Annotated in this window: 21 protein-coding genes and 1 riboswitch; of the genes, 2 read left to right on the top strand and 19 right to left on the bottom strand. The window is 37.0% G+C overall.

Annotated elements, in window-relative coordinates:
- The first annotated feature begins 3 nt into the window (after nt 1-3).
- Nucleotides 4-282 (top strand): hypothetical protein, encoded by a 279-nt coding sequence (locus tag AC6F34_RS02680; protein WP_500768698.1) that lies wholly within the window; start codon nt 4-6, stop codon nt 280-282.
- 127 nt (nt 283-409) lie between these two features.
- Here AC6F34_RS02680 and AC6F34_RS02685 read toward each other — a convergent pair whose 3' ends face one another.
- The 3 genes from AC6F34_RS02685 to AC6F34_RS02695 are packed head-to-tail and all read right to left on the bottom strand — an operon-like array spanning nt 410 to nt 2750.
- Nucleotides 410-838: a DUF4064 domain-containing protein gene (locus AC6F34_RS02685; RefSeq protein ID WP_500768700.1), complete on the bottom strand. Its 429-nt coding sequence runs from the start codon at nt 836-838 to the stop codon at nt 410-412.
- Nucleotides 839-859: 21 nt separating this feature from the next.
- Nucleotides 860-1834, bottom strand: a complete 975-nt coding sequence (locus tag AC6F34_RS02690; protein ID WP_500768702.1) for a DUF2705 family protein — start codon at nt 1832-1834, stop codon at nt 860-862.
- On the bottom strand, nt 1827-2750 hold the full coding sequence (locus tag AC6F34_RS02695) for an ABC transporter ATP-binding protein (RefSeq protein WP_500768704.1): 924 nt from the start codon (nt 2748-2750) through the stop codon (nt 1827-1829). The genes AC6F34_RS02690 and AC6F34_RS02695 overlap by 8 nt, the downstream gene beginning before the upstream one ends.
- A 351-nt stretch (nt 2751-3101) precedes the next feature.
- On the opposite strand from AC6F34_RS02695, the gene AC6F34_RS02700 reads away from it, so the two are divergent.
- The gene (locus AC6F34_RS02700) at nt 3102-3260 is read left to right on the top strand and encodes a hypothetical protein (protein ID WP_500768706.1); all 159 of its coding nucleotides are present in this window, start codon (nt 3102-3104) and stop codon (nt 3258-3260) included.
- A gap of 359 nt (nt 3261-3619) precedes the next feature.
- Here AC6F34_RS02700 and AC6F34_RS02705 read toward each other — a convergent pair whose 3' ends face one another.
- From AC6F34_RS02705 to AC6F34_RS02780, 16 genes are all read right to left on the bottom strand, one after another.
- Nucleotides 3620-3904, bottom strand: a complete 285-nt coding sequence (locus tag AC6F34_RS02705) for a ferredoxin family protein (RefSeq protein WP_500768708.1) — start codon at nt 3902-3904, stop codon at nt 3620-3622.
- Nucleotides 3904-5199, bottom strand: coding sequence for an FAD-dependent oxidoreductase (locus AC6F34_RS02710; RefSeq protein ID WP_500768710.1), 1296 nt, complete (start codon nt 5197-5199; stop codon nt 3904-3906). The genes AC6F34_RS02705 and AC6F34_RS02710 overlap by 1 nt, the downstream gene beginning before the upstream one ends.
- The gene (locus tag AC6F34_RS02715) at nt 5192-6217 is read right to left on the bottom strand and encodes an electron transfer flavoprotein subunit alpha/FixB family protein (protein WP_500768712.1); all 1026 of its coding nucleotides are present in this window, start codon (nt 6215-6217) and stop codon (nt 5192-5194) included. Before AC6F34_RS02715 ends, AC6F34_RS02710 begins: the two co-directional genes overlap by 8 nt.
- A gap of 27 nt (nt 6218-6244) precedes the next feature.
- Complete coding sequence (locus tag AC6F34_RS02720; protein ID WP_500768714.1) at nt 6245-7060, bottom strand: electron transfer flavoprotein subunit beta/FixA family protein; 816 nt, start codon at nt 7058-7060, stop codon at nt 6245-6247.
- Between the two features lie 159 nt (nt 7061-7219).
- Nucleotides 7220-8569, bottom strand: coding sequence for a D-arabinono-1,4-lactone oxidase (locus AC6F34_RS02725; protein WP_500768716.1), 1350 nt, complete (start codon nt 8567-8569; stop codon nt 7220-7222).
- Nucleotides 8566-9741 (bottom strand): amino acid deaminase/aldolase, encoded by a 1176-nt coding sequence (locus AC6F34_RS02730; RefSeq protein WP_500768718.1) that lies wholly within the window; start codon nt 9739-9741, stop codon nt 8566-8568. The genes AC6F34_RS02725 and AC6F34_RS02730 overlap by 4 nt, the downstream gene beginning before the upstream one ends.
- A 135-nt stretch (nt 9742-9876) precedes the next feature.
- Nucleotides 9877-10098, bottom strand: coding sequence for a hypothetical protein (locus AC6F34_RS02735; protein WP_500768720.1), 222 nt, complete (start codon nt 10096-10098; stop codon nt 9877-9879).
- A 204-nt stretch (nt 10099-10302) separates the two neighbouring features.
- Nucleotides 10303-10686 carry a hypothetical protein gene (locus AC6F34_RS02740; RefSeq protein WP_500768722.1) on the bottom strand — a complete coding sequence of 128 codons (384 nt, stop codon included), beginning with the start codon at nt 10684-10686 and terminating at the stop codon, nt 10303-10305.
- Between the two features lie 106 nt (nt 10687-10792).
- The gene (locus AC6F34_RS02745) at nt 10793-12169 is read right to left on the bottom strand and encodes a sensor histidine kinase (RefSeq protein WP_500768724.1); all 1377 of its coding nucleotides are present in this window, start codon (nt 12167-12169) and stop codon (nt 10793-10795) included.
- Nucleotides 12166-12840, bottom strand: a complete 675-nt coding sequence (locus AC6F34_RS02750; protein ID WP_500768726.1) for a response regulator transcription factor — start codon at nt 12838-12840, stop codon at nt 12166-12168. Before AC6F34_RS02750 ends, AC6F34_RS02745 begins: the two co-directional genes overlap by 4 nt.
- A gap of 158 nt (nt 12841-12998) precedes the next feature.
- The gene (locus AC6F34_RS02755; RefSeq protein ID WP_500768728.1) at nt 12999-14030 is read right to left on the bottom strand and encodes a ribonucleotide-diphosphate reductase subunit beta; all 1032 of its coding nucleotides are present in this window, start codon (nt 14028-14030) and stop codon (nt 12999-13001) included.
- Nucleotides 14031-14054: 24 nt separating this feature from the next.
- On the bottom strand, nt 14055-16280 hold the full coding sequence (locus tag AC6F34_RS02760) for a ribonucleoside-diphosphate reductase subunit alpha (protein ID WP_500768730.1): 2226 nt from the start codon (nt 16278-16280) through the stop codon (nt 14055-14057).
- A gap of 170 nt (nt 16281-16450) precedes the next feature.
- Nucleotides 16451-16632: riboswitch (cobalamin riboswitch) on the bottom strand.
- A gap of 80 nt (nt 16633-16712) precedes the next feature.
- A complete protein-coding gene (locus tag AC6F34_RS02765) occupies nt 16713-19145 on the bottom strand; it encodes a heavy metal translocating P-type ATPase (RefSeq protein ID WP_500768732.1) in 2433 nt (810 codons plus the stop codon).
- 104 nt (nt 19146-19249) lie between these two features.
- Nucleotides 19250-19456 carry a copper chaperone CopZ gene (gene copZ, locus AC6F34_RS02770; protein ID WP_500768734.1) on the bottom strand — a complete coding sequence of 69 codons (207 nt, stop codon included), beginning with the start codon at nt 19454-19456 and terminating at the stop codon, nt 19250-19252.
- A 13-nt stretch (nt 19457-19469) separates the two neighbouring features.
- Nucleotides 19470-19814, bottom strand: a complete 345-nt coding sequence (locus tag AC6F34_RS02775) for a metal-sensitive transcriptional regulator (RefSeq protein ID WP_500768736.1) — start codon at nt 19812-19814, stop codon at nt 19470-19472.
- A gap of 101 nt (nt 19815-19915) precedes the next feature.
- Nucleotides 19916-20749, bottom strand: coding sequence for a hypothetical protein (locus AC6F34_RS02780; RefSeq protein ID WP_500768738.1), 834 nt, complete (start codon nt 20747-20749; stop codon nt 19916-19918).
- Between the last annotated feature and the right edge of the window lie 143 nt (nt 20750-20892).

Here is a 20892-nt window from a genome sequence, read left to right on the forward strand (position 1 = left end):
AGTATGATGAATATACAGAACTATAAAGAATTTTATCAAAAGTCATTGATCCAAATAGATAAGGAACAACATTACTCTCACCTATTAATTGCCATAGAAGGTTCTCCTAAAGAGCCTACTTCACAATTTTACTTATGGAATGTAAGCGTTTACCCTTCGAATCATACCGGTTTATTCAGTTGGAGAGAATGTCTTTATCGATCAGAATCATTTGAATGCTTCCATAAAGTATATGAACACGCAAAAAAAATTGAAACACACTATCATAATACTACCATCTAACCCCCTCTGCCTTACCCTTCTTTTTATCCCTATTTGTGAATACATCTACATATAGTAAAAAAGTACATCATCGAAAAACTATTTACATCTATCCATAAAAAAGAGAGGATTTCTCCTCTCCAATACGCTATGATTCAATTAATGGTTTCGGTTTTCTTACTAATGCTAAAATCCCAGCGATGATATAAAAGATACCTCCGAAAATCCCTCCACCAGCAGTAAATACAATTGTAAATACGGCTGTACCAATAAACAACCAACCAGCTGCTTTAGGCTTCTTGTTCCCCTTTAAAAATATCATTGCAACAATCCCAATTACAACCGCTAGAATCGAGAGCAATAACCAAGCTCCACCTGAAACAGCTTGTATGCTATTTAAATATGCATCCAATAATTCTGGATCTAATGTTGGGTCATTTAACTCTTCATACATCAATGTGCGAAAAGTATCCGCATTGCTTTGTACCCACATAATAAACAGCGCAATTAAACCTAAAAATGAATAGCCTAAGATCCCAAAAATACCAAGTACTACTTCTCCAGTTCTCTTAATCATTCAAACTACCTCCAATTAAGATTAGTGTCCAGCTACATCACGCTTTGTAAAGAAAATCCACGAAATGATTAGGAAAATCACATAATACACAAGCAGCATTATAATCGAAAAGCTTAGCGTCATGCTACTGATAATCGGCCCTTGTCCGTTAAAATATTGCATTAAGTTTGTATTAGCAAACAAGATGAATTTAGACCAATCGTATTGAGCGAGCGCATAGATTATCATATTGCCTGAAAACATTAAGAAGATTGCAAGTCCAACTGCCATACTGCTGCTTCTAAAAATACTTGAAATCATAAAAGCAAATGTTGCCATCATGATTAAGTTTACACTTGAGAAGCCAAATTGCTTTAAGATTTCCACGAGATATGTTGACTCTTTTAAGCCTTCGGTTGTATCAATGACTAGAGTAGGATTGAATCCACTCAGTCCAAAAAGCAGTCCGCCAACAATCAGATTTGAAACAATAAGGAATATAAGCATCGTAAGTGCAAACAATAGGACAGTTGTGTATTTTGAAACTAGAATCTTCGTACGAGTGACCGGACGAATTAAAAGGAGTTTAATTGTCCCCCATTTAAACTCATTGGCAATGATACTAGCACCAACGATTATCGTAAATAAACTGATAATTGAAGTTAACCCTGTATTTTCAAATAAATATGCCCAGCCATCATAATTAACTGGTTGAATGTCGTTTTCAAGATGAAAGTTGTTCTTTTCTATTTCCGCTTCATTTACTTCAATCATCCATGACATATCTTCACTATTTTGAAACGATTCATTTTCACTTATTAATGCAGCGTTTCTCTCTTGAAGCTCTGTTTCCCAATTGTCAGTGTTTTTTGGAACTGTATAGGTGTCATCAAAAGCTTTTATTATCAGAGCACCACCAAGAACGATGACAAATAATAATATGTACATTGCCCATGTCGATTTTAATAAATATAGTTTGATATTTTCATTTTTTACAAGTTGAAAAAAATTACTCAATTGTATTCTCTCCTATCAAGTCAAAGAATTGGTCCTCTAATGTTGCTTTACGTGTTTGTACCTCATAAACATTTACACCTTGGTTCAAAAGCATCTTTAAAACCGACGGAATATCCTCTCTTTGGACATTTAAACGCAATAGACTCTCATCATCAATTGTGTAAGACACATTCATTTCCTCTAGAAGCTTTGAAGCCTGATCTAATGGCTCTACTAATAATTGAACCTCAAGAGCACCATCACTTTTGCCAGATTGAGAGCCGACATTTTCAATGGCGATTAACTCACCATTTTTAATGATACCTATCCGGTCACACATTAATTCAATCTCAGATAAAAGATGACTCGAAACGATAACGGATACATTTCCTTCCTTAGCAATCCTTCTTATATATTGACGGATTTCTCTAATTCCCGCTGGGTCAAGCCCATTTGTTGGCTCATCGAGAATTAAGATAGATGGTCGATGTAAAAGTGCTTGTGCAATCCCTAATCTTTGCCTCATACCTAGAGAATATCGACCTACCTTTTCGTTGATTGCTTTTTCTAATCCTACTAATTGAATTACTTCCTTAATCCGTTCCTCCGTTAAATTGGGTATCATTCTTGCGAAATGCTTTAAATTTCTCATGCCGCTCATAAACGGATACATTTCTGGGTTTTCTACAATAGCACCAACTTCTCGAATTGCCTGCTTGTAATCTGTTTTAATACTTTTTCCTTGAATAAGTACATCACCACTTGATAACCCCATTAACCCGACCATCATTCGGATCGTTGTCGTTTTCCCTGCTCCATTTGGCCCTAAAAATCCAAATACTTCACCTGATTCTATGTCGAAAGATAGCCCTTTTATTATTTCTTTTTTGCCAATAGTTTTTTTGACATCTTTTAACTGCATCGCTGGAATCGACAAATGTGAAACCTCCTTTATGTTTTGAACGTAATTGAATAAGCTATTTACGTTATGGTCCTGATTAAGGTTTCGTTTTTTTTACATTTTTTCATTTTAATAGAAGAAAAATAGTCGAAGTAACTGGTGCAGATACCTTTACAGCTTGTACAACACCTTCATAAGATGTAGGAAGTTATGAAAGAGGAGGTGGATAAAATATGGGATTCCATCATGATTGGGATAACAGAAATAGTAATGACTTTAATAACGGTGACAATAGAGATTTTGTTCTAGAAAACAGCACAGGAAATAGACATCATCACAGATGTAATAAGCATGATAGACATGATAAAGTAAGAAGCTTCACATGCATTGAGGAAGATCATCATCGAGATCATAGAAGAGGTTGTGGATGTGGCTTCTTTGGTTTTTGCGGATGTCACCGCCGAAGACATCATCATGAAAGAGTCTTTAGATGCTTTGAAAACGATCGCCGATAGCAAAACTACAATAGTCGCCATGGCTAGTTGACTCAATAGCAAGAACTGACGTGTAGCAACTTGTAAAAACTATTTACTTTCTGCTCTGTATAACAAACATTACTAGAATGATTGCCCATGACTTTCTATAAGAACCAATTGTAACTTTCATGATCCTTTTAGATTAACGCTTTATTACACACTGAAATAAGCCACTTTACTTTCTATTCGAAGAATTGGATTTTGTATTCGTCTGCCTGGGAATAAAGACGTAGATCTACAAAAAACTTCGCCTCATCAAATCACCGCTATCAAATGCGTCCTTATCTCACAAAAGGAAAATCCCACCAATTATTTAACTAGTGGGATTTTCCATATAGTGAGGGTGTATTCTACATCATCGTATTTCCATTATGCTAGTCTAAAAATAATGCCATGACCGCCCTTCGGGTATTCCCACTTAATGTTTTGGTGTGGACAGCCGATACGACAGCTTCCACATTCATGACAACCTTCGTAACCGACCTGCATTCGATCGCCCTCCCATTTATACACTTCAGCTGGACAAAATAGTGTACATAATTTATCAGGACACTGCGTCATACAAACATCATTATTTAATACCGTTAAATGTGATTGATGATCCGCCTTGAATCGAAGCAAGTATTGCTTTTCTTCTAAATTAGTCGTTGCCATTATTTCACCGCCTTCCATGCGCGATATAGATCTTTCATCACTGTGAAGGTGCCCATTTCAGAAGTAACACTTTTCATTATTTGCTTTTGCTTTTCACGCTTTGGTGTCCCATCAACAGTAAAGAATTTGTTCATTGCCTTGTTCATCATAGGAACATATTGTTTGAAATATTGTGGGTATTCTTCAAATGTATGCGCTGCATCCTTATATTTCTCGAGATCTTTCATTATAAAGCTATCTGAAATTGCTTTTTTATAACTACTTAAGTTTGCCTCTGAGAAATCTCCTGTTTGATGGGCATTAATTACTGTTTCAGCTGCCATCTTCCCGCTTGCCATTGCCATGTTTGAGCCTTCTCGATGTATTGCGTTAACGAATTGTGCTGCATCTCCAACAAGCAAAACGCCATTACCAGCTAGTTTTGGTACAGAATGATAACCACCTTCTGGAATTAGATGAGCTAAGTATTCTGCTGCCTCTCCACCTGCTAGCAGAGGCTTTACCATTGGATGAGCCTTTAAATAGTCTAATAGTTCGTATGGCTTAAGCTTTGCTTTCATCATGCTTGAGAGTGTCGTTCCTACACCAATGTTTATACTTTCTTTGTTTGTATAAATGAATGCTGTACCTAGGTTTCCCTTCGTTGAATCGCCGAATATTTCAATCGTTGTGCCGTGACCTTCTTCAAGATTGAAGCGATCATTAATTTTCTCTTTCGGCATATTGATCACTTCCATAACTGACAATGCCACTTCATCTGGTCTCAACTCGTTATGAAATCCAAGTTTTTTAGCCAAAAGTGAATTTACACCATCTGCTAATACAACTACATTCGCATACACATCCCCATTCGGGCGATCCGTTTTAATGCCCACTACCTTCCCATTTTCAACAATACATTCTGTGACAACTGTTTCATTAATGAGTAAAACACCTTGCTCGATAGCTTTTTTTGCAAACCATTGATCAAAATGTGCACGAAGTACAGTAAAGTTATTAAATGGCTCCTCTGCCCACTCAAGCCCTTTGTATCCAAACGTAACGGCAGAACGCTCATCCATCATCCAAAACCTTTGTTCAACAATTGGCCGTTCTAAGGGTGCTTCCTTCCAGAATTCAGGGATGATATCCTCCGTCTGTTTACGATATAAAATCCCACCCATCACATTTTTACTACCCGGGTATTCTCCTCTTTCAATCTGTAAAACTTTCAAACCATTCTTTGCACATACATATGCACATGCAGTACCCGCTGGTCCAGCTCCAACTACGATGACATCAAATTTTTCAGACATAGGATACTTCACCGCCTTTAGCTTGTTTCATCGCCTGAAACTGTTCTATTAGCTTAGGAATAATTACTTTTGCATCTCCAACAATTCCATATGTTGCTACATCAAAAATTGGTGCATGCTCATCCGAATTGATGGCGATAATAAACTCCGCATTCTTCATGCCAACGACATGCTGGATTGCACCAGAAATCGCAATGGCAAAATATATTTTAGGTGTAACCGTTTCACCGGTCTGCCCAATTTGTAGCTCATGCGGCAACCAACCTGCTTCAACTGCATCCCTTGTTCCTCCGACAGTTCCACCGACAGCATCCGCTAGATCATGAATAAGTTGAAATCCTTGTAAATCCCCCATACCCTTGCCACCAGCTACAACAATATGCGCATCTGCTAAACTTGCTTTTTTTGTTACATCCTTCACAATCTCAAGCACGACTGTACGCATTTCTTCTTCGTATATTTCGATTGGCTCTTCAATAACCCTTCCTGCGCGTTGATCATCTCGCTCTAATGCTTTCATCACTTTTGGACGAACAGTCGCCATTTGCGGCCGCTGTTTTTTACATAAAATTGTAGCCATTATATTCCCACCAAATGCTGGACGACTAGCTTCCAATAAACGTTTATCGAGATCGATGTCAAGCATTGTCGTATCGGCTGTTAATCCAGTGCTCAAATCCGTTGCAACTGCACTAGCAAGATCCTTGCCGTTTGGAGTTGCGCCATATAAAAAGATCTCAGGCTTATATTTTTGTGCCAGATGATTGACTGCTCGCATATACGATTCTGTACGATATTCCTTCATCACTTCATGATCGACAACGTATACTTCGTCAGCTCCATATGCGATAACCTCGTTAGCTAAATCCTTTATGTTATGACCAATCAGTACACCTGCAAGTGAAACATTCAGCTTTTCTGCGAGCTTTCTCCCTTCTCCAAGAAGCTCTTTTGATACACCTTCGATCACCTGCTCATTTTGCTCAATAAACACCCATACTCCTTGATGTTCTTCCATCACTAGTAACCCCCTTCTTTACAGCTATTAACCAACAAACAAGTCTTTCTTTTCTACTAAAAGATCAATTAATTGCTGCACTTGTTCATCTGCTGATCCTTCTATCTTCTTCCCGCCTTCTGGCTTAGGTGGTGTGAACATCTTCCCAACAATTGTCGGTGATCCCTTCAACCCTAATTGCTTGCGATCAACATCTCTCAAATCATCTACAGCCCATATGACTGGCTCATATCTTGCAGCTGCTATCATGTTAGTCAATGGTGCGTATTTAATTACATTGATTTCTTTTTCGACTGTAAATAAGCAAGGATATTGCGCCTGAATAAATTCATGGCCTGACGTTAACTTTCTCTTGAATACAACTTTTTTTTCTTCCATGTTTACTTTTTCTACTTGGATTACATTCGTGATTGGCGGAATATCTAATCTCCTAGCAATTCCCGGTCCTACCTGTCCTGTATCCCCATCAATAGCATGCTTGCCACATATGATTAAATCTACCGGTAATTCCTCAGAGATTCTCTCTAATGCTTTTGATAACGCATAACTTGTCGCTAAAGTGTCCGCTCCAGCAAAAGCTCTGTCTGAAATGAGATACCCCCTGTCAGCACCAATTTCAATACTTTTCTTGATAACAGCCGTTGCCTGTGGCGGTCCCATTGATAATACAGAGATTGTAGCATTGCCAATCATTTCTTTAATTTTTACCGCTTCTTGTACTGCGTGTGCATCATAAGGGTTTAAAATTGCCGGAGCACTCCGGCGATCCAACGTATTCGTCTTAGGGTTAATCTTGATGATCTTCGTGTCAGGCACTTGTTTTACACATACAACAATATGCATGGCGCACCTTCCTTTCATGAAAAATATGTGAAATAATGAACAAGTTAAGGAGCAAAGAAGCCGTTCTGAGGTGTGTTTAAGATGACATCACTGTGAAGTTAATTACCATGTCTTTATCGTAATAAGAATTTTCATTCTTCTCTATGATATAAATCACATTTAAATTTGATTTTCTCCAGAAATCCTTGCATCCTCTGCAATCTCATTTCTTTGAAAGTCATAAAGTGTTTGTAAATAGCGATTAATGAACAGTTGATTCGGATCGAAACTCTCTCTTACTTTTAAGAAATTCGGTAGCTTAGGGTACTGATTATGAAGATATTGTGAATTTGCGCTGTGCATTTTCCCCCAATGCGGTCTACCGCCAAATTGCTGCATAACTCCTTCCATGTCAGCAAAATATTGTTCATATGGCATTCCTTTATACATATGAAAAGCAATATAAGCACTGTCTCTTTTATAAGATGGACTTAACCATAGTTCGTCTTGCTTTACAGTTCGACATTCAATTGGAAAATGAACTCTATAGTTCTTTTGCTTAATTGTTTGATGGATCGTTTTCAACACATCTTGAAAATGCACAATTGGAATGGAGTATTCCATTTCAACAAATTTAACTTTTCTCGGTGTTGCAAATAAATCATGGCTTTTAGCACGAATCTTCGTTTTACTAATCGCAATTGCAGAAAGTTTACTCGCATGCTTACATAATGCTGGAAAAACTCTGCATCCTTCTGAAATAAGTTGATATAAATAGTTTTCGATAACTAAAGAATTTAATCTGTGCCATTTTAAGTTTTGCGGATGTTCTAATGTTGTATTCATCTTCTTAATTTGGACTAGATCTGAGAAGGGGAAGAGGAAACATTCAAAATGACGATTGTTTTCGATTAATTGAGGCAGTTGTTCTACTAATTGACTGAACTGAATTTTGTCACTCACATACTCATAAGTTGGTGCCTTTATTATTCTTATTCTCGCCTTCACAATAATTCCGCATAATCCCAAAGAGACTAAAATACCATGAAGGAGATTAGCATTTTCTTCAAGATTAACTTCAACAAGTTCTCCTAGACCATTCACTATTGATAATGCGACGACTTGGCTTGAAATATTTCCAAATTGTAAGCCAGTACCATGTGTTCCTGTCGATATGGCTCCTGCAATGCTCTGCACATTAATATCGCCTAAGTTCTCCTGACTAAATCCATATTTCGCTAGAGCTTCTCCAACTTCATACAACCTTGTTCCACCATAGATGAGTGCAGTCTCGTCATCCTCATTTATCTCAATCACCCCAGATAAATGATCGAGTGAAATCAACAAGTCCTCTGTTTCAATCAATCTTGTAAATGAATGACCAGCCCCTACTACTCGAATTTTATTATTTTCGAACATCGCCTTTCGAACAAGTTGTTGCACTTCTTCAACAGATTTTGGAAAATGCACATCTTTAGGAACAAATTTAGTCGTCTCAGACCAGTTTTTCATCTGCTTCATTTTTGTCATAAAAAACAGCCCCCTTCCCCTCGATACGTTACCAATGAATACATTTTATTTTCTTTGCTTGAAAAAGCTTGAATTGTATCAAACCTCTCACAAATTTCACCAGCCTTTGCTGCACGAAACAGAATAGGATCGCCAATCTCAAGTTGGACATTTTCAATATGAATTGGGGTTTGTACTTCCCCCGCAGCTTCTAATCTTGTTAATTTTGCGCCTTCTGGATAAACTGGTTTTGGTAATCGATCATTCCCAGCAGCACCTGAAGCTATATATCCTCCTCCTAAACAAGTATAAAGAGACTCAATTGGCTTCCTCACGATAGGAAGGGCAAAATATAAAGATGGGCTGTATTGAAAATCTTTGTAAAGATCAAATAAATGGGGTGCATATAGACCTGAGCCTACTGTAACCTCTGTGACAGCAATCTCTTCTGACGTTGTATGAATGCTTCCAGTACCTCCTCCATTAACGACTTCTGGGTAGATTCCACGATTATTTAATGCTTCTAGTACTTTCTTTCTTTTTTCATTAATTTGTGGTATCGACTTTCCCTTTAAATAAGAAATGATTTTACTCTTTAATTTATGGGCAGGATCGTGATCGCCAACTCCAGCGATTTGTGCTTCATAGCCCATAATTGCTTTGACTTCAATCCCTTCTATCGTACTGATTACTTGTGCTAATTGAACAACTTGAGCAATTGATTTAATAGGTGAGCGATGAACTCCGAAATGAAAATGAAAAAAAGTTGTGCTCATATCAATATCAATACAAGCATAATGTCGTCCACCACTTATATTTGCCGTTTTTTCCAACATCCTTATATGGCTTTCATCATCAATCATCACCATAATTTTTTTTCCTTCAGCATTTAATCTCGCAATCTTTTGAAGTGCAGCTTGATCCGTCGTAGGATAACCGATTAATAGATCATCAAATCCTTTTTCAGATAAGAATAAAGCTTCTCTTGCTGTAAAGCACATTATTCCTTGAAAAACTCTGCTAGCCTCAAAGATTCGTTTCAACACATCGACAGAACGAATTGATTTTGAAGCAACCCGCAATGTTTTACCATTTGCCTTTTTTGCCAATTCAACACAGTTCGCATCAAACGCATCAAGATCTAAGATTAATGCTGGCAATTCCAGTGATTTCGCTATGTCAACAACATTCATTCCTTCACCCGCTTTGATTTGAATTTATTAAAACTATTATAATCTACTTATACATATACAAATTAGAATATTCAGTAAATATTTTCGTACAAAAAAAAGACACTCTCTTCCGAGTATCTCTGATCAAATTATTCTTTAGTAAGAACCTTTTTCCGGTACATTTCCTCGTTCTTCCATCCAAAATGTAATATGAGTTGTTAGTGTAAAAAGGAAGAAGAAGTTCACAGCCCATAGTGAAATAAATGCTGCCATTCCACCAAAGTCAACTGTAGTCGTTCCTTTAATAAACATTACAATATACGCTTCAATGATCAACAATAAAAACCCACCGAATGCTGAAATTGCCATTCTAATCATTCAGACGCACGTCCTTTTTTTACAAATTTGTTTCTTATAATTATTATAATGTGAGAAATGTCAATAGACAATTATTTTGTTCAAAAAATATTCACTTTTTTCGCGATATCCATCTTGACATACAGGGTTATGCCATTGACTTGCAAAAAAGGATGTAAAAATAAATAGAGCCTATGGACTAATGCTCCATAGGCTATTACTTCCCTATTCTTCATGTTTTTTAAACGTAATCAATAAAAAGATAAAAAAACTAAATAATAAGATAGACCCACCTGTCACGTAGAATATCGTTGGTAGGAAATCTGGTAAAAACGAAGGCTTGAAGTAATACACGTACATGCCAGCTGTTAATCCGATCGTTCCAATTATAGCTGAATATACATGTAGCTTGGTCAATAGTCCATCAACAGGTTTAAATAGTTTATAATATACAGCCCACGCAAAGAGTGTTAACCACCCAACTACGAGGCTATGAGCATGGATCGGTCTAAACGTATAATCTCCAGATCCTGCCATATGAGAGCCTAGAAAAGCCCCGATAAATGCAAAAATAGCTGAAACTCTTACTAATAATTTACTATAATTCATATTTGTTCACTCCTAACTTAACAGCTATCAATATTCTATTGCCACAGTGAATACGTCATTACTATAAAGTTATAATATGAACACAATATGAATTAAGGTTTACAAATCATGTTTGAATAGGAAGATAAACGATGAATACGGTACCCTCTTGTTCTTTGCTTTCTACTTCGATTTGACCACCATGCAGTTCTATAATGGAATGAACGATAGATAATCCTAAACCAAACCCTTCAATCTGGCGTGAGCGTGATAAATCGGCACGATAAAATCGTTCGTAAATCTTCTTTACCTCCTCCTTGTTCATCCCTATACCTGTATCTTTAAATCGAACTTCAATTGAATTACCCTTCTGAACTACTGTAATCTCAATCTCTCCATACTGAACATTATATTTTATGGCATTGATCAGTAAATTCTCCCAAAGAGAATGCATGAGCACAGCATCCCCCTTCATTGAAACAGGAGATAAATCATAAGTCACCATAAGCTCTTTTTCTTCAAAATGCCATTCATATTGCTTAATTACTCTTTTAATTTGTTCATCAATTTGAATCGTTTCCTGATGTAAGATCTCCTTTTTACTATCAACTGTCAATAAAAAAAGCAATTGTTTGGTAAGAGTTGATAATCGCTCTACTTCAGTTAATGAATGCTGAATATGAGTGTCCACTTCATTCGGTATGCTTCTTTCCCTCACAATCTTTAAATGTCCCTTAATATTGGATAAAGGTGACTGAATATCATGAGAAATATTAGCAATAAATTCATTCCTTTTTTCATCCGTCTGTTCTAGTTTTTTCGTCATCTTAGTAAAGCTTTCTGATAACTGACCAATTTCATCTGTCGAACGAATATTTAAGCTTATTCCAAAATTCCCATTAGCAACTTGCCTTGTTGCCTTATTTAAAGCCACAATTGGCCGAACCAATAATCTTGTGCTAATTAACACAAAGATTATACTAAGAAGGATAATACCAATAATCATAAAAGCACCCATCCAGTGCATTTCTGAAAACAAGAGCCTTAGATCAGGTCGTAAAAACATTGCATAATTCTTCCCGTCAACCTCTACCTTCGTGCCGACACTATTCATAAGTTCATTCGCAAAAAAGCCCGTTACAAATGTTTTATGGGGGAAATGAGCAATACCATGAAACCTATCCCCAGAAAGGATTGCTTCTACTACTCCATCTTCAATCGATTTCTCCCTAAATGATGCACCAAATTCAATCATTTCGTCATTCTCATTGATTAGAATAAGTTGGTAACCAAGTTTAGAAATATGCTCTAAATACGAGAAGCCATCAACTTGTTCATTTTCAATAAAGGAAGCAATTTGCATAATAATGCTAGTCAACTTCTCATCATTTCTTTCTTTTAATTTGAACTGATAATATGTATTCGATGCTAAGAATGAAACAGCACTAGAAAGAATCATGATCACCACAGTAGTTAACGATAGTTTTGAATACAATGTTTTCATTCAATAACCTCTAGTGAATAACCAACACCACGAATTGTTCTAATTATAAATACATGTGCAACTGTCTCAAACCGGTTCCGCAGTCTCTTAATATGGACATCTACTGTTCTTTCATCACCATCAAAATCAAAACCCCATATTTTCTCTATTAAATCACTACGTGTGAATACATGTTTTGGCCTCGATGCGAGGACATAGAGAAGTTCAAATTCCTTTAGTGGGAGAATATACGTTTTGGAGTTGATTCTCACTTCATAAGTCTTTTTATTTATTGAAAGCTCCGCTAACTGAATATCCATTTCTGCATTCTTTTGTGACCTGCGCAATAGTGCATGCAAACGAAATAAGAGCTCCTTCGGTTCAAATGGTTTGACTATATAATCATCTGTTCCAGATAAATACCCTTCTTCCTTGTCTTCTAATTGGCCTTTCGCCGTTAATAAAATGATTGGCAAATCTTCTACTTTACGAATTCTTCTTGTTAGTTCATAACCATCCATTCTTGGCATCATCACATCAACGATCGCTGCAATGAACCTCTCGTTATCCAACAGAGATAAAGCTTCATTTCCATCTATAGCTTCTTTGACATAAAATCCTTCTTTAATCAAAATTGTCTTTAGGATAGAGCGAACTTCTGAATCATCATCTACAATTAATACCTTCTTCATAAGACCACCTCAACAAAAAAATATAACCTGAACTTTTTATACAGCCCAGTGGCAACTATTGTATTGAAAGATTACCCTAAAAAGACATGTAGACAAAGTCTATTTTGACTTTGTCTACATGCTAAACCTTTCATACACTTCAAGGTTATTGTATACGATTATAGTTCATCAAATCCATTATCAACTACATTGACTTTGACATATTGTCTCGATTTCTGTTCAAAGAAGTCTGATTTACCATGGTCGACTTGCTCATATGCGACGATCCATCTAAGTGGATTTGTACGGTACTCTGGGAATGGTCGATCAAATCCAAGCTGGTTGCTTCTTACATTCGCATAGAACTTAATATATGCCTCTAAATCAGTAAGCACGATTCCATTTATATTATTACCAATCACAGTTTTTGCCCATTCAATCTCAAGCTCAGCAGCTTTTTTAAATGTATCTCTGACAAATACTTTTAGCTCATCTGTTTCAAGCTCTGGATTTTCTGTTAGAATCTCCTTGAATATCTTCACAAACAAATCAACATGAATTTGCTCATCACGATTGATGTAATTAATCATCGTAGATGTTGAGACCATTTTTTGGTTACGCGCTAAATAGTAGAAGAAAGCGAAACCTGAATAGAAGAACAGCCCTTCTAGAACAACATCATACACAATTGATTTTAATAGATTTTCCTTTGTAGGGTTCTCAGCAAAATCGACGTATCCACTCGTCACGAATTCGTTGCGCTCTCTTAACGTCTCCTCACTTCTCCAGTACTCAAAAACTTCATCCTGTTGGTGCTTCGGTACAAGGCTAGATAAAATATACGAGTAAGAGTGATTATGAATGACTTCCTGCTGTGCAAGTATAATCATCAATGCAGAAAGACTAGAGTCTGTTAAATAGTCAGCTACTTTACCTGCATAGTCTGTTTGGATACTATCCAATAGTGCAAGCAACCCGATAATCTTTAAGAAAGCTTCCTTCTCATGCTCAGGTAACTGTGGGAACTGCTTTATATCTTGAGACATGTTGATCTCAAATGGAGTCCAGAAGTTTGATAGCATCTTTTTGTATTTTGGATACGCCCAAGAAAATCGTACATCATCCCAATTTAAAATGTTTGAGCATTCTCCATTTATAATCCCCGTCGAACGATTGGGTGCATCGACGTCCATTAGTTTTCTTTTCTTCATTAGTACCCCTCCACATTTCTTCTGTTAGCTTGAGCAAGACTCACAATCTTCTATTTCCGATGAAGTAGAACGTACATAATAAGTCGTCTTAAATCTACTGCTCCAGCATAGCATATGCATATCTAGCAATTGCTTCGCTTTAATATCATTTCTCACATATAGGTTAAAGGAGATACCTTGATCGACATGTTTCTGTCTTTTTGCATTTTGTAGAATACTATATGTTTGATCAATATGATAAGCAGACTTATAAAACCAAGTTGTCTCTGGAGAGAGATCCGGAGCTGTTACAGGAATACGATAATCTTTCTTTTCCTCTGAATACTGCTTATTAAAGATAGGATCAATACTTGGTGTACTACCAGCAATTAATGCTGTCGATGCATTGGGAGCAACAGCCATTAAATAGCTGTTCCGGATTCCATTTTCTTGTACCTCTTTCGAAAGCCCTTCCCAGTCTAGCTCGCTGCTTTCGTTAATTAAATAACCTCTTTTACTGAAATACTCTCCTGTATGCCAATCAGAGCCTTCAAATACTGAATAGGCTTGTTTCTCTCGCGCTAGCTCCATTGAACTTTTAATCGTGTAGTATGCAATCTTTTCGTAAAGCTTGTCCGCATACTCAATCGCTTCTTCACTTTCCCAAACGATATGCTGAGTCGCCAATAGATGGTGCCAACCAAACGTACCAAGTCCTATTGCACGGTACTTTTGATTCGTAATCATCCCTTGTGGAACAGGAATTGTATTTAAGTCAATTACGTTATCAAGCATTCTTACTTGAATCGTAATCAATCTTTCAAGCACATCTGCTTTAATCGTTGAAGCAAGATTAATTGATGATAAATTGCATACAACAAAATCACCAGGTGTTTTTTCGATAACAATCTTTCCATCCTTCGTGTACATTTCCTCGCGATGTGTCACGCTTTGGTTTTGGACAATTTCTGTACATAAATTCGTACAATAAATCATTCCCGCATGGCTGTTTGCATTCATGCGATTCGTTTCATCACGATAAAACATAAACGGCGTACCTGTTTCTAATTGACTCTTCATGATCCCTTTCATGATATCGATCGCTTGCACACGCTCTTTTGATAAATCAGGGTGATTGACGCATTCTTCATAGCGCGCACGGAAGCTACCACTGCCGATTTCCTCGTCATAAAAGTCTTCAAGAGAATAGCCCATTACTTTACGAACTTCATGAGGATCAAATAAATACCATTCTCCTCTTTCTTCAATTTTCTCCATAAACAGATCAGGTACACTAATTCCAGTGAACAAGTCATGTGTACGCATCCGTTCATCACCATTATTAAGCTTCGCATCTAAGAAGGAGAATATATCTTTATGCCATACGTCTAAATAAACGCTAATAGCCCCTTGTCTTTGCCCAAGCTGGTCAACACTAACTGCTGTGTTGTTCAGTTGCTTCATCCAAGGTAAAACACCAGATGAGGCACCCTTGAAGCCTTTGATGTCACTACCTCTGCTGCGGATCTTTCCTAAGTACACACCGATTCCGCCACCGTTTTTAGATAATGTAGCAACATCCGTATTGCTGTCATAAATAGACTCTAAACTATCATCGACCGTTTCAATAAAGCAGCTCGATAATTGACCCCAATTTTTACCTGCGTTAGACAGCGTCGGTGTAGCTACGGTCATATATAAATTACTCATCGCCCAATACGACTCTTTTATGTATTTTAAGCGATTTTCTTTCTGTTCATTTTTCATTAATAGCATCGCAATAATCATGAAACGCTCTTGTGGTAGTTCAAATATACGCTTGCTTTTATCCTTTGCTACATAGCGATCCACAAGCATTTTTGCACCTAAATAAGTAAATAGACCATCTCTTTCTGGAGCAATCCAAGTTCCAATTTCATCAATCTCAGACTTAGAATATGATTCTAGTAAACCTTTTTGATAGATTTGCAAATCTGTTAACTGGACAATTAATTCGTATAAGTCGCCATATTTTTCTGATACATGATAGCCACGATTTGCTGCTGCCTCCTTGTAAATCGACTGCAAATAAATATCGGAAGCTACAAATGTCCAATCTGGTTCATCGATCGAAATGTTCGAAAGACACTCTAATATGATTTGCTGCTCCTTTTCCACTTCCGTACCTTGAAAGAATGAAAACCTTTCTTCCAACCCATCTAATGATAGATGTGGAAACTTTTTTTGTAATACTTCAAATCGAGAAAATTTCCCTTGAATGATCGATGTCATAGCGCACTATTCCTCCCAAAATGTTCATTTCATTCTTAAGAGGGGATTTTACTGCATAAAAAAAACGCCCCTAAATGAGCGGTTTAAAACGACAGAATCATGTAGAACAGCATCAATTACCATTCTTATTCCTCATCTATCGCTTCAACTTCTTACCCCCCGAAGAATCGAAACTTTTGGTTGTTTTGGCAGGTCTCCTGGCTCATGCTTCACCTTACTAAAAGCCCTTCCCGTGATTCTTATCACAGTGGTTTGCTCTTTTCATCAGCATTTACAGTTGCGGGGACAGCTTCGGTTTCTCACCGAATTCCCTATTAAGCCTCTTTAGGCACCAATAACAACCATTCCATATATAGTTTACCATATTGTCTAATAACACAATATATTGATGTAATTCTAGCATATCCAAAAAAAGAATACAATAACTAGCTTCTACTTAAGTTTTACTTTTTGTAAACGAAGAGCATTTAAAACGACTGAAACTGAGCTAAATGCCATTGCTGCACCAGCTACCCATGGAGCTAAAAATCCTGCAGCAGCAATCGGAATTCCCATTGTATTATATCCGAACGCCCAGAACAAGTTCTGTTTAATATTCCGAATCGTTTTTTTACTTAGAATGATTGCATCAGCAATGCTGTTTAGATCACCACGCATCAATGTAATATCTGCAGCTTCCATCGCTACATCTGTTCCGGTACCGATCGCCATCCCGATATCCGCAACTGCAAGTGCTGGCGCATCATTGATTCCATCTCCTACCATCGCTACAAACTTTCCTTGTTCTTGAAGTTTTTTCACATGTAAAGCTTTTTCTTCTGGCAGAACTTCTGCAATCGAATGATCGATGCCCACTTCTTCTGAAATCGCTCTTGCTGTACGCTCATTGTCTCCAGTGATCATATATACATCTAAACCAAGTTCCTTCAAACGTTTAATTGCACTCTTAGATGTTTCTTTCACAGTATCCGCAACTGCAACAATTCCGGTTATTTCTCCATCCACACTAGCAAACATTGCTGTTTTCCCCTTGTTCTCTAGCACTTCCATCTGCTCTTCGAATAACTTCACTTCAAGGCCGTTCTCAATCATTAACTTTCTTGTACCAACAAGAACGTCGCTTCCTTTCACTGTTGCCCGGACTCCGTAACCTGGAATCGCTTGAAAATCCTCAACTGACACTAAGGTAATTCCTTGTTCTTTAGCACCGATGACGATTGCTTGTGCTAGCGGGTGTTCTGATTGCTGTTCAACAGAGGCAACCATTTGGAGGAATTGCTCTACTGACCACTTTCCAAAAACAAATTGGTCTGTCAAAACTGGTTTGCCATTCGTAACAGTTCCTGTTTTATCAAGTATGACTGTATCAATTTTATGTGTTAGTTCTAAATGCTCTCCGCCTTTATAGAGCACACCGTATTCAGCAGCACGTCCTGAGCCAGCCATAATCGATGTTGGTGTTGCAAGTCCAAGTGCACAGGGGCAGGCAATCACAAGCACCGCAATCATGCTTTCTAGTGCTGGTGCAATGTCACCTGGGGTTACAAAGCTGATCCATATGATAAAAGTTAATAAAGCTATCACCACAACTATTGGAACAAAAATACCTGATATTTTATCAGCAAGCCTCTGTATTGGAGCTTTACTTCCCTGAGCATCTTCCACAATCTTAATGATTTGTGCAATGGCCGTTTCTTTTCCAACTTTTGTCGCTTCTACTTTTATAAATCCATTTTTATTGATTGTTGCTCCGATTACTGAGTCACCATTCTTCTTATCAACAGGAGTACTTTCTCCTGTCAACATCGATTCATCAATTGCTGTATATCCCTCAACAATAATTCCATCTACTGGGATCTTTTCTCCGGGTCTTATTGATATAAGATCGCCGACTACCACTTCTTCTAGCGGAATGATCAATTCTTCACCCGCTCTTAAAACGGTTGCTTTTTTTGCTTGTAACCCCATTAGCTTCTTAATCGCATCTGAAGAACGACCTTTAGCTCGAGCCTCAAACAACTTTCCTAATATGATTAGTGTAATAATAATAGCGCTCGTTTCAAAATACAAATCAACCATATGCCCATCGTGCACATGTACACCACTGGATTGAACCGCTAAAAATACACTGTAAAAATAGGCTGCAGAAGTTCCGAGGGCAACTAGCACATCCATATTCGCACTCGCATTTCGCAACGCTTTATATGCACCAACATAAAATTGCCAGCCAATTATAAACTGAACAGGTGTAGCCAGTAGCATTTGTACCCATGGGTTCATCAGCACATCAGGGACGTATAAAGATGATGTAAATTCAAAATGACCAACCATTGTCCATAATAATGGAATAGAGAAGATTGCAGAGAATATAAATTTTTGTTTCTGCCTTTTAAGTTCTTTCTGTCGATGATCGACTTCCTCTAGCTGATTATCAGATTTTTCTTTCGCTTTATAACCAAGTTGATCAATTTTCTTCGTAATATCATGAATGGAAACTTCCTCTTGGTTATATTCTATTGTCCCAGTTTCTAGCGCAAGATTGATTGAGGCATTCTTAATTCCTGGCATCTTATTCAACACTTTTTCAATTCTTGATGAGCATGCTGCGCATGTCATTCCACTTATCGCAAAGTCTTTTCTTTCAAAAACAACTTCGTATCCTAGTTTCACAATTCGTTCTTCCAGGTCTTTTTCAGATAATTTTTCCTTATCATATGAAATCGTAGCCTTCTCCAATGCCAAATTGACATTCGCTTCGTTTACGCCATCTAGTTTGTTTAAGCTCTTTTCAATTCTTGATGAACATGCCGCACATGTCATTCCACTAATTTGTACATGTAGTTGTTCCAACCCTTTTGATGTCAATCTATTCACCTCTATTTCAACAATAATAATAAATATACCATACCCTACCACCCTATTTTAACATATAAATAAAGAAATGAGAGGAATGTGTTTCCACACCCCCGTTACTCCACATCATATCCTTGGTCATCAATTGTTTCTTTAATCTCTGCTACCGTAACTTTGCTACTGTCAAATTGGACATCAACTGAACCCGTTTCTAAATGTACCTTTACTTCTACTACTCCACTTAAATCTCCAACGCTTCCTTCCACTGCTTTTACACAATGACCACATGACATTCCATTTACCTTTAATGTTACTTGTTCCATCTCTCTCAACTCCCTATTTTTTCATTAACTTTTGCACGGTCACGAGAAATTCATCTAAAACTTCATCATCACCTTCGTTTAATCGATCGACGACGCATCCCTTCAAGTGACCTTCTAAAAGTAATTTAGCAACGCTATTTAAAGCGGATTGTGTCGCTGATATTTGAGTAATGACATCATCACAATACGTATCTTTTTCTATAAGTCCCTTAATGCCACGTATTTGACCTTCAATACGATTTAATCTTGTCACAAGGTTCTTTTTTACTTTATCTGAATGATGACTTTTTCGATCAGAATGAACGGCACAATGCTCATCTTCAAAGGAACTAACATCTTTTTCGGTATCCAAGTTCATTTACAAGCCTCCTTCCACACCATAATAATATACCCCCATACAGTATGTAAAGTGATAAATGTTACATGTCGTCAGATTCTTTCGTACTTTTCACAAAAAATTCACTTCGCAAAATGTGAAAACATATATCGTTCGAGTTTTTTCAGAACTATCAAGCCTAATAGTAGAATCATCGGTGATGCCAAAATATACCATACTTTGTTAAAAACAAGAATACCGGCATGAACAAGAGAAAGATTTATGAAAACATCTAAAAAAACCAAAAGGATTAGTTGCTTTTTATTAAAAAAATCTAGTAAAACGATTGATAACAAAAGAGAATACATCATCCAATAAGCTGTATTGACAACTATGCTACTTCTAGTTACATCTGTAAATAAATTTAGATAATAAGTATGTGTATTAAAGAAGGCTTGTAGGTTTATTGTAATACCTTGGAAAATTACAGTCGTCGCCATATACATAGTTATAAATCGAACAATATAAATTTTTCGTTCAACTAATTCTCTCCATTTCTTAATAACGAATATAGAGATAAATATGACGAATACTGTAATAAAGCTATTCCACCAATGATGCTCATATAGTCCAGCGTATACGAACAGCTCCTCGATGCAAAAAATGAGCGTAAGAATTATCAAACAATAACGCATTCGAACACGGAAAGCCGCTATGAAAACCAGAACACTCGGTATAAACAAAGCTTGCGACATGCTTGACCCAACAGTGTTATCATACCAGTGATCTGCAAATACATTGGGGTAATAGGCATATCCATTTCCAATGATTAATACAAAGTACTCCATAATAAATGCAAGTCCAGTTGAAAAAAAATAGACCGCTAAACTATGTCTAAAGTCAGTCTTCTTATATACAAAGTAAAAAATTCCTAAACTGATGATTGCGATCATTGCATAAGCAATGGTATTGCCCATTCGCTCACTTCCAATAATTATAAGAGTAATATCTAGATTAAGCTCTGTTTATTTTACTTCAAACAAGCAGATCCCATACAAAAAGGACGGACATATTGACGGTTACTTTCTACATTCTTTATACTTGATAAGAGTTAAAAGTA

The organism is Niallia sp. CD-39, assembly GCF_059874745.1.

Coding starts and splice junctions, on each gene's coding strand:
- AC6F34_RS02685 (WP_500768700.1), bottom strand. CDS start 838: ATGATTAAGAGAACTGGAGAAGTAGTACTTGGTATTTTTGGGATCTTA.
- copZ (WP_500768734.1), bottom strand. CDS start 19,456: ATGGAACAAGTAACATTAAAGGTAAATGGAATGTCATGTGGTCATTGT.
- AC6F34_RS02715 (WP_500768712.1), bottom strand. CDS start 6,217: ATGGAAGAACATCAAGGAGTATGGGTGTTTATTGAGCAAAATGAGCAG.
- AC6F34_RS02680 (WP_500768698.1), top strand. CDS start 4: ATGATGAATATACAGAACTATAAAGAATTTTATCAAAAGTCATTGATC.
- AC6F34_RS02705 (WP_500768708.1), bottom strand. CDS start 3,904: ATGGCAACGACTAATTTAGAAGAAAAGCAATACTTGCTTCGATTCAAG.
- AC6F34_RS02780 (WP_500768738.1), bottom strand. CDS start 20,749: ATGGGCAATACCATTGCTTATGCAATGATCGCAATCATCAGTTTAGGA.
- AC6F34_RS02775 (WP_500768736.1), bottom strand. CDS start 19,814: ATGAACTTGGATACCGAAAAAGATGTTAGTTCCTTTGAAGATGAGCAT.
- AC6F34_RS02725 (WP_500768716.1), bottom strand. CDS start 8,569: ATGACAAAAATGAAGCAGATGAAAAACTGGTCTGAGACGACTAAATTT.
- AC6F34_RS02735 (WP_500768720.1), bottom strand. CDS start 10,098: ATGATTAGAATGGCAATTTCAGCATTCGGTGGGTTTTTATTGTTGATC.
- AC6F34_RS02750 (WP_500768726.1), bottom strand. CDS start 12,840: ATGAAGAAGGTATTAATTGTAGATGATGATTCAGAAGTTCGCTCTATC.
- AC6F34_RS02760 (WP_500768730.1), bottom strand. CDS start 16,280: ATGACATCGATCATTCAAGGGAAATTTTCTCGATTTGAAGTATTACAA.
- AC6F34_RS02710 (WP_500768710.1), bottom strand. CDS start 5,199: ATGTCTGAAAAATTTGATGTCATCGTAGTTGGAGCTGGACCAGCGGGT.
- AC6F34_RS02745 (WP_500768724.1), bottom strand. CDS start 12,169: ATGAAAACATTGTATTCAAAACTATCGTTAACTACTGTGGTGATCATG.
- AC6F34_RS02740 (WP_500768722.1), bottom strand. CDS start 10,686: ATGAATTATAGTAAATTATTAGTAAGAGTTTCAGCTATTTTTGCATTT.
- AC6F34_RS02730 (WP_500768718.1), bottom strand. CDS start 9,741: ATGAATGTTGTTGACATAGCGAAATCACTGGAATTGCCAGCATTAATC.
- AC6F34_RS02755 (WP_500768728.1), bottom strand. CDS start 14,030: ATGAAGAAAAGAAAACTAATGGACGTCGATGCACCCAATCGTTCGACG.
- AC6F34_RS02720 (WP_500768714.1), bottom strand. CDS start 7,060: ATGCATATTGTTGTATGTGTAAAACAAGTGCCTGACACGAAGATCATC.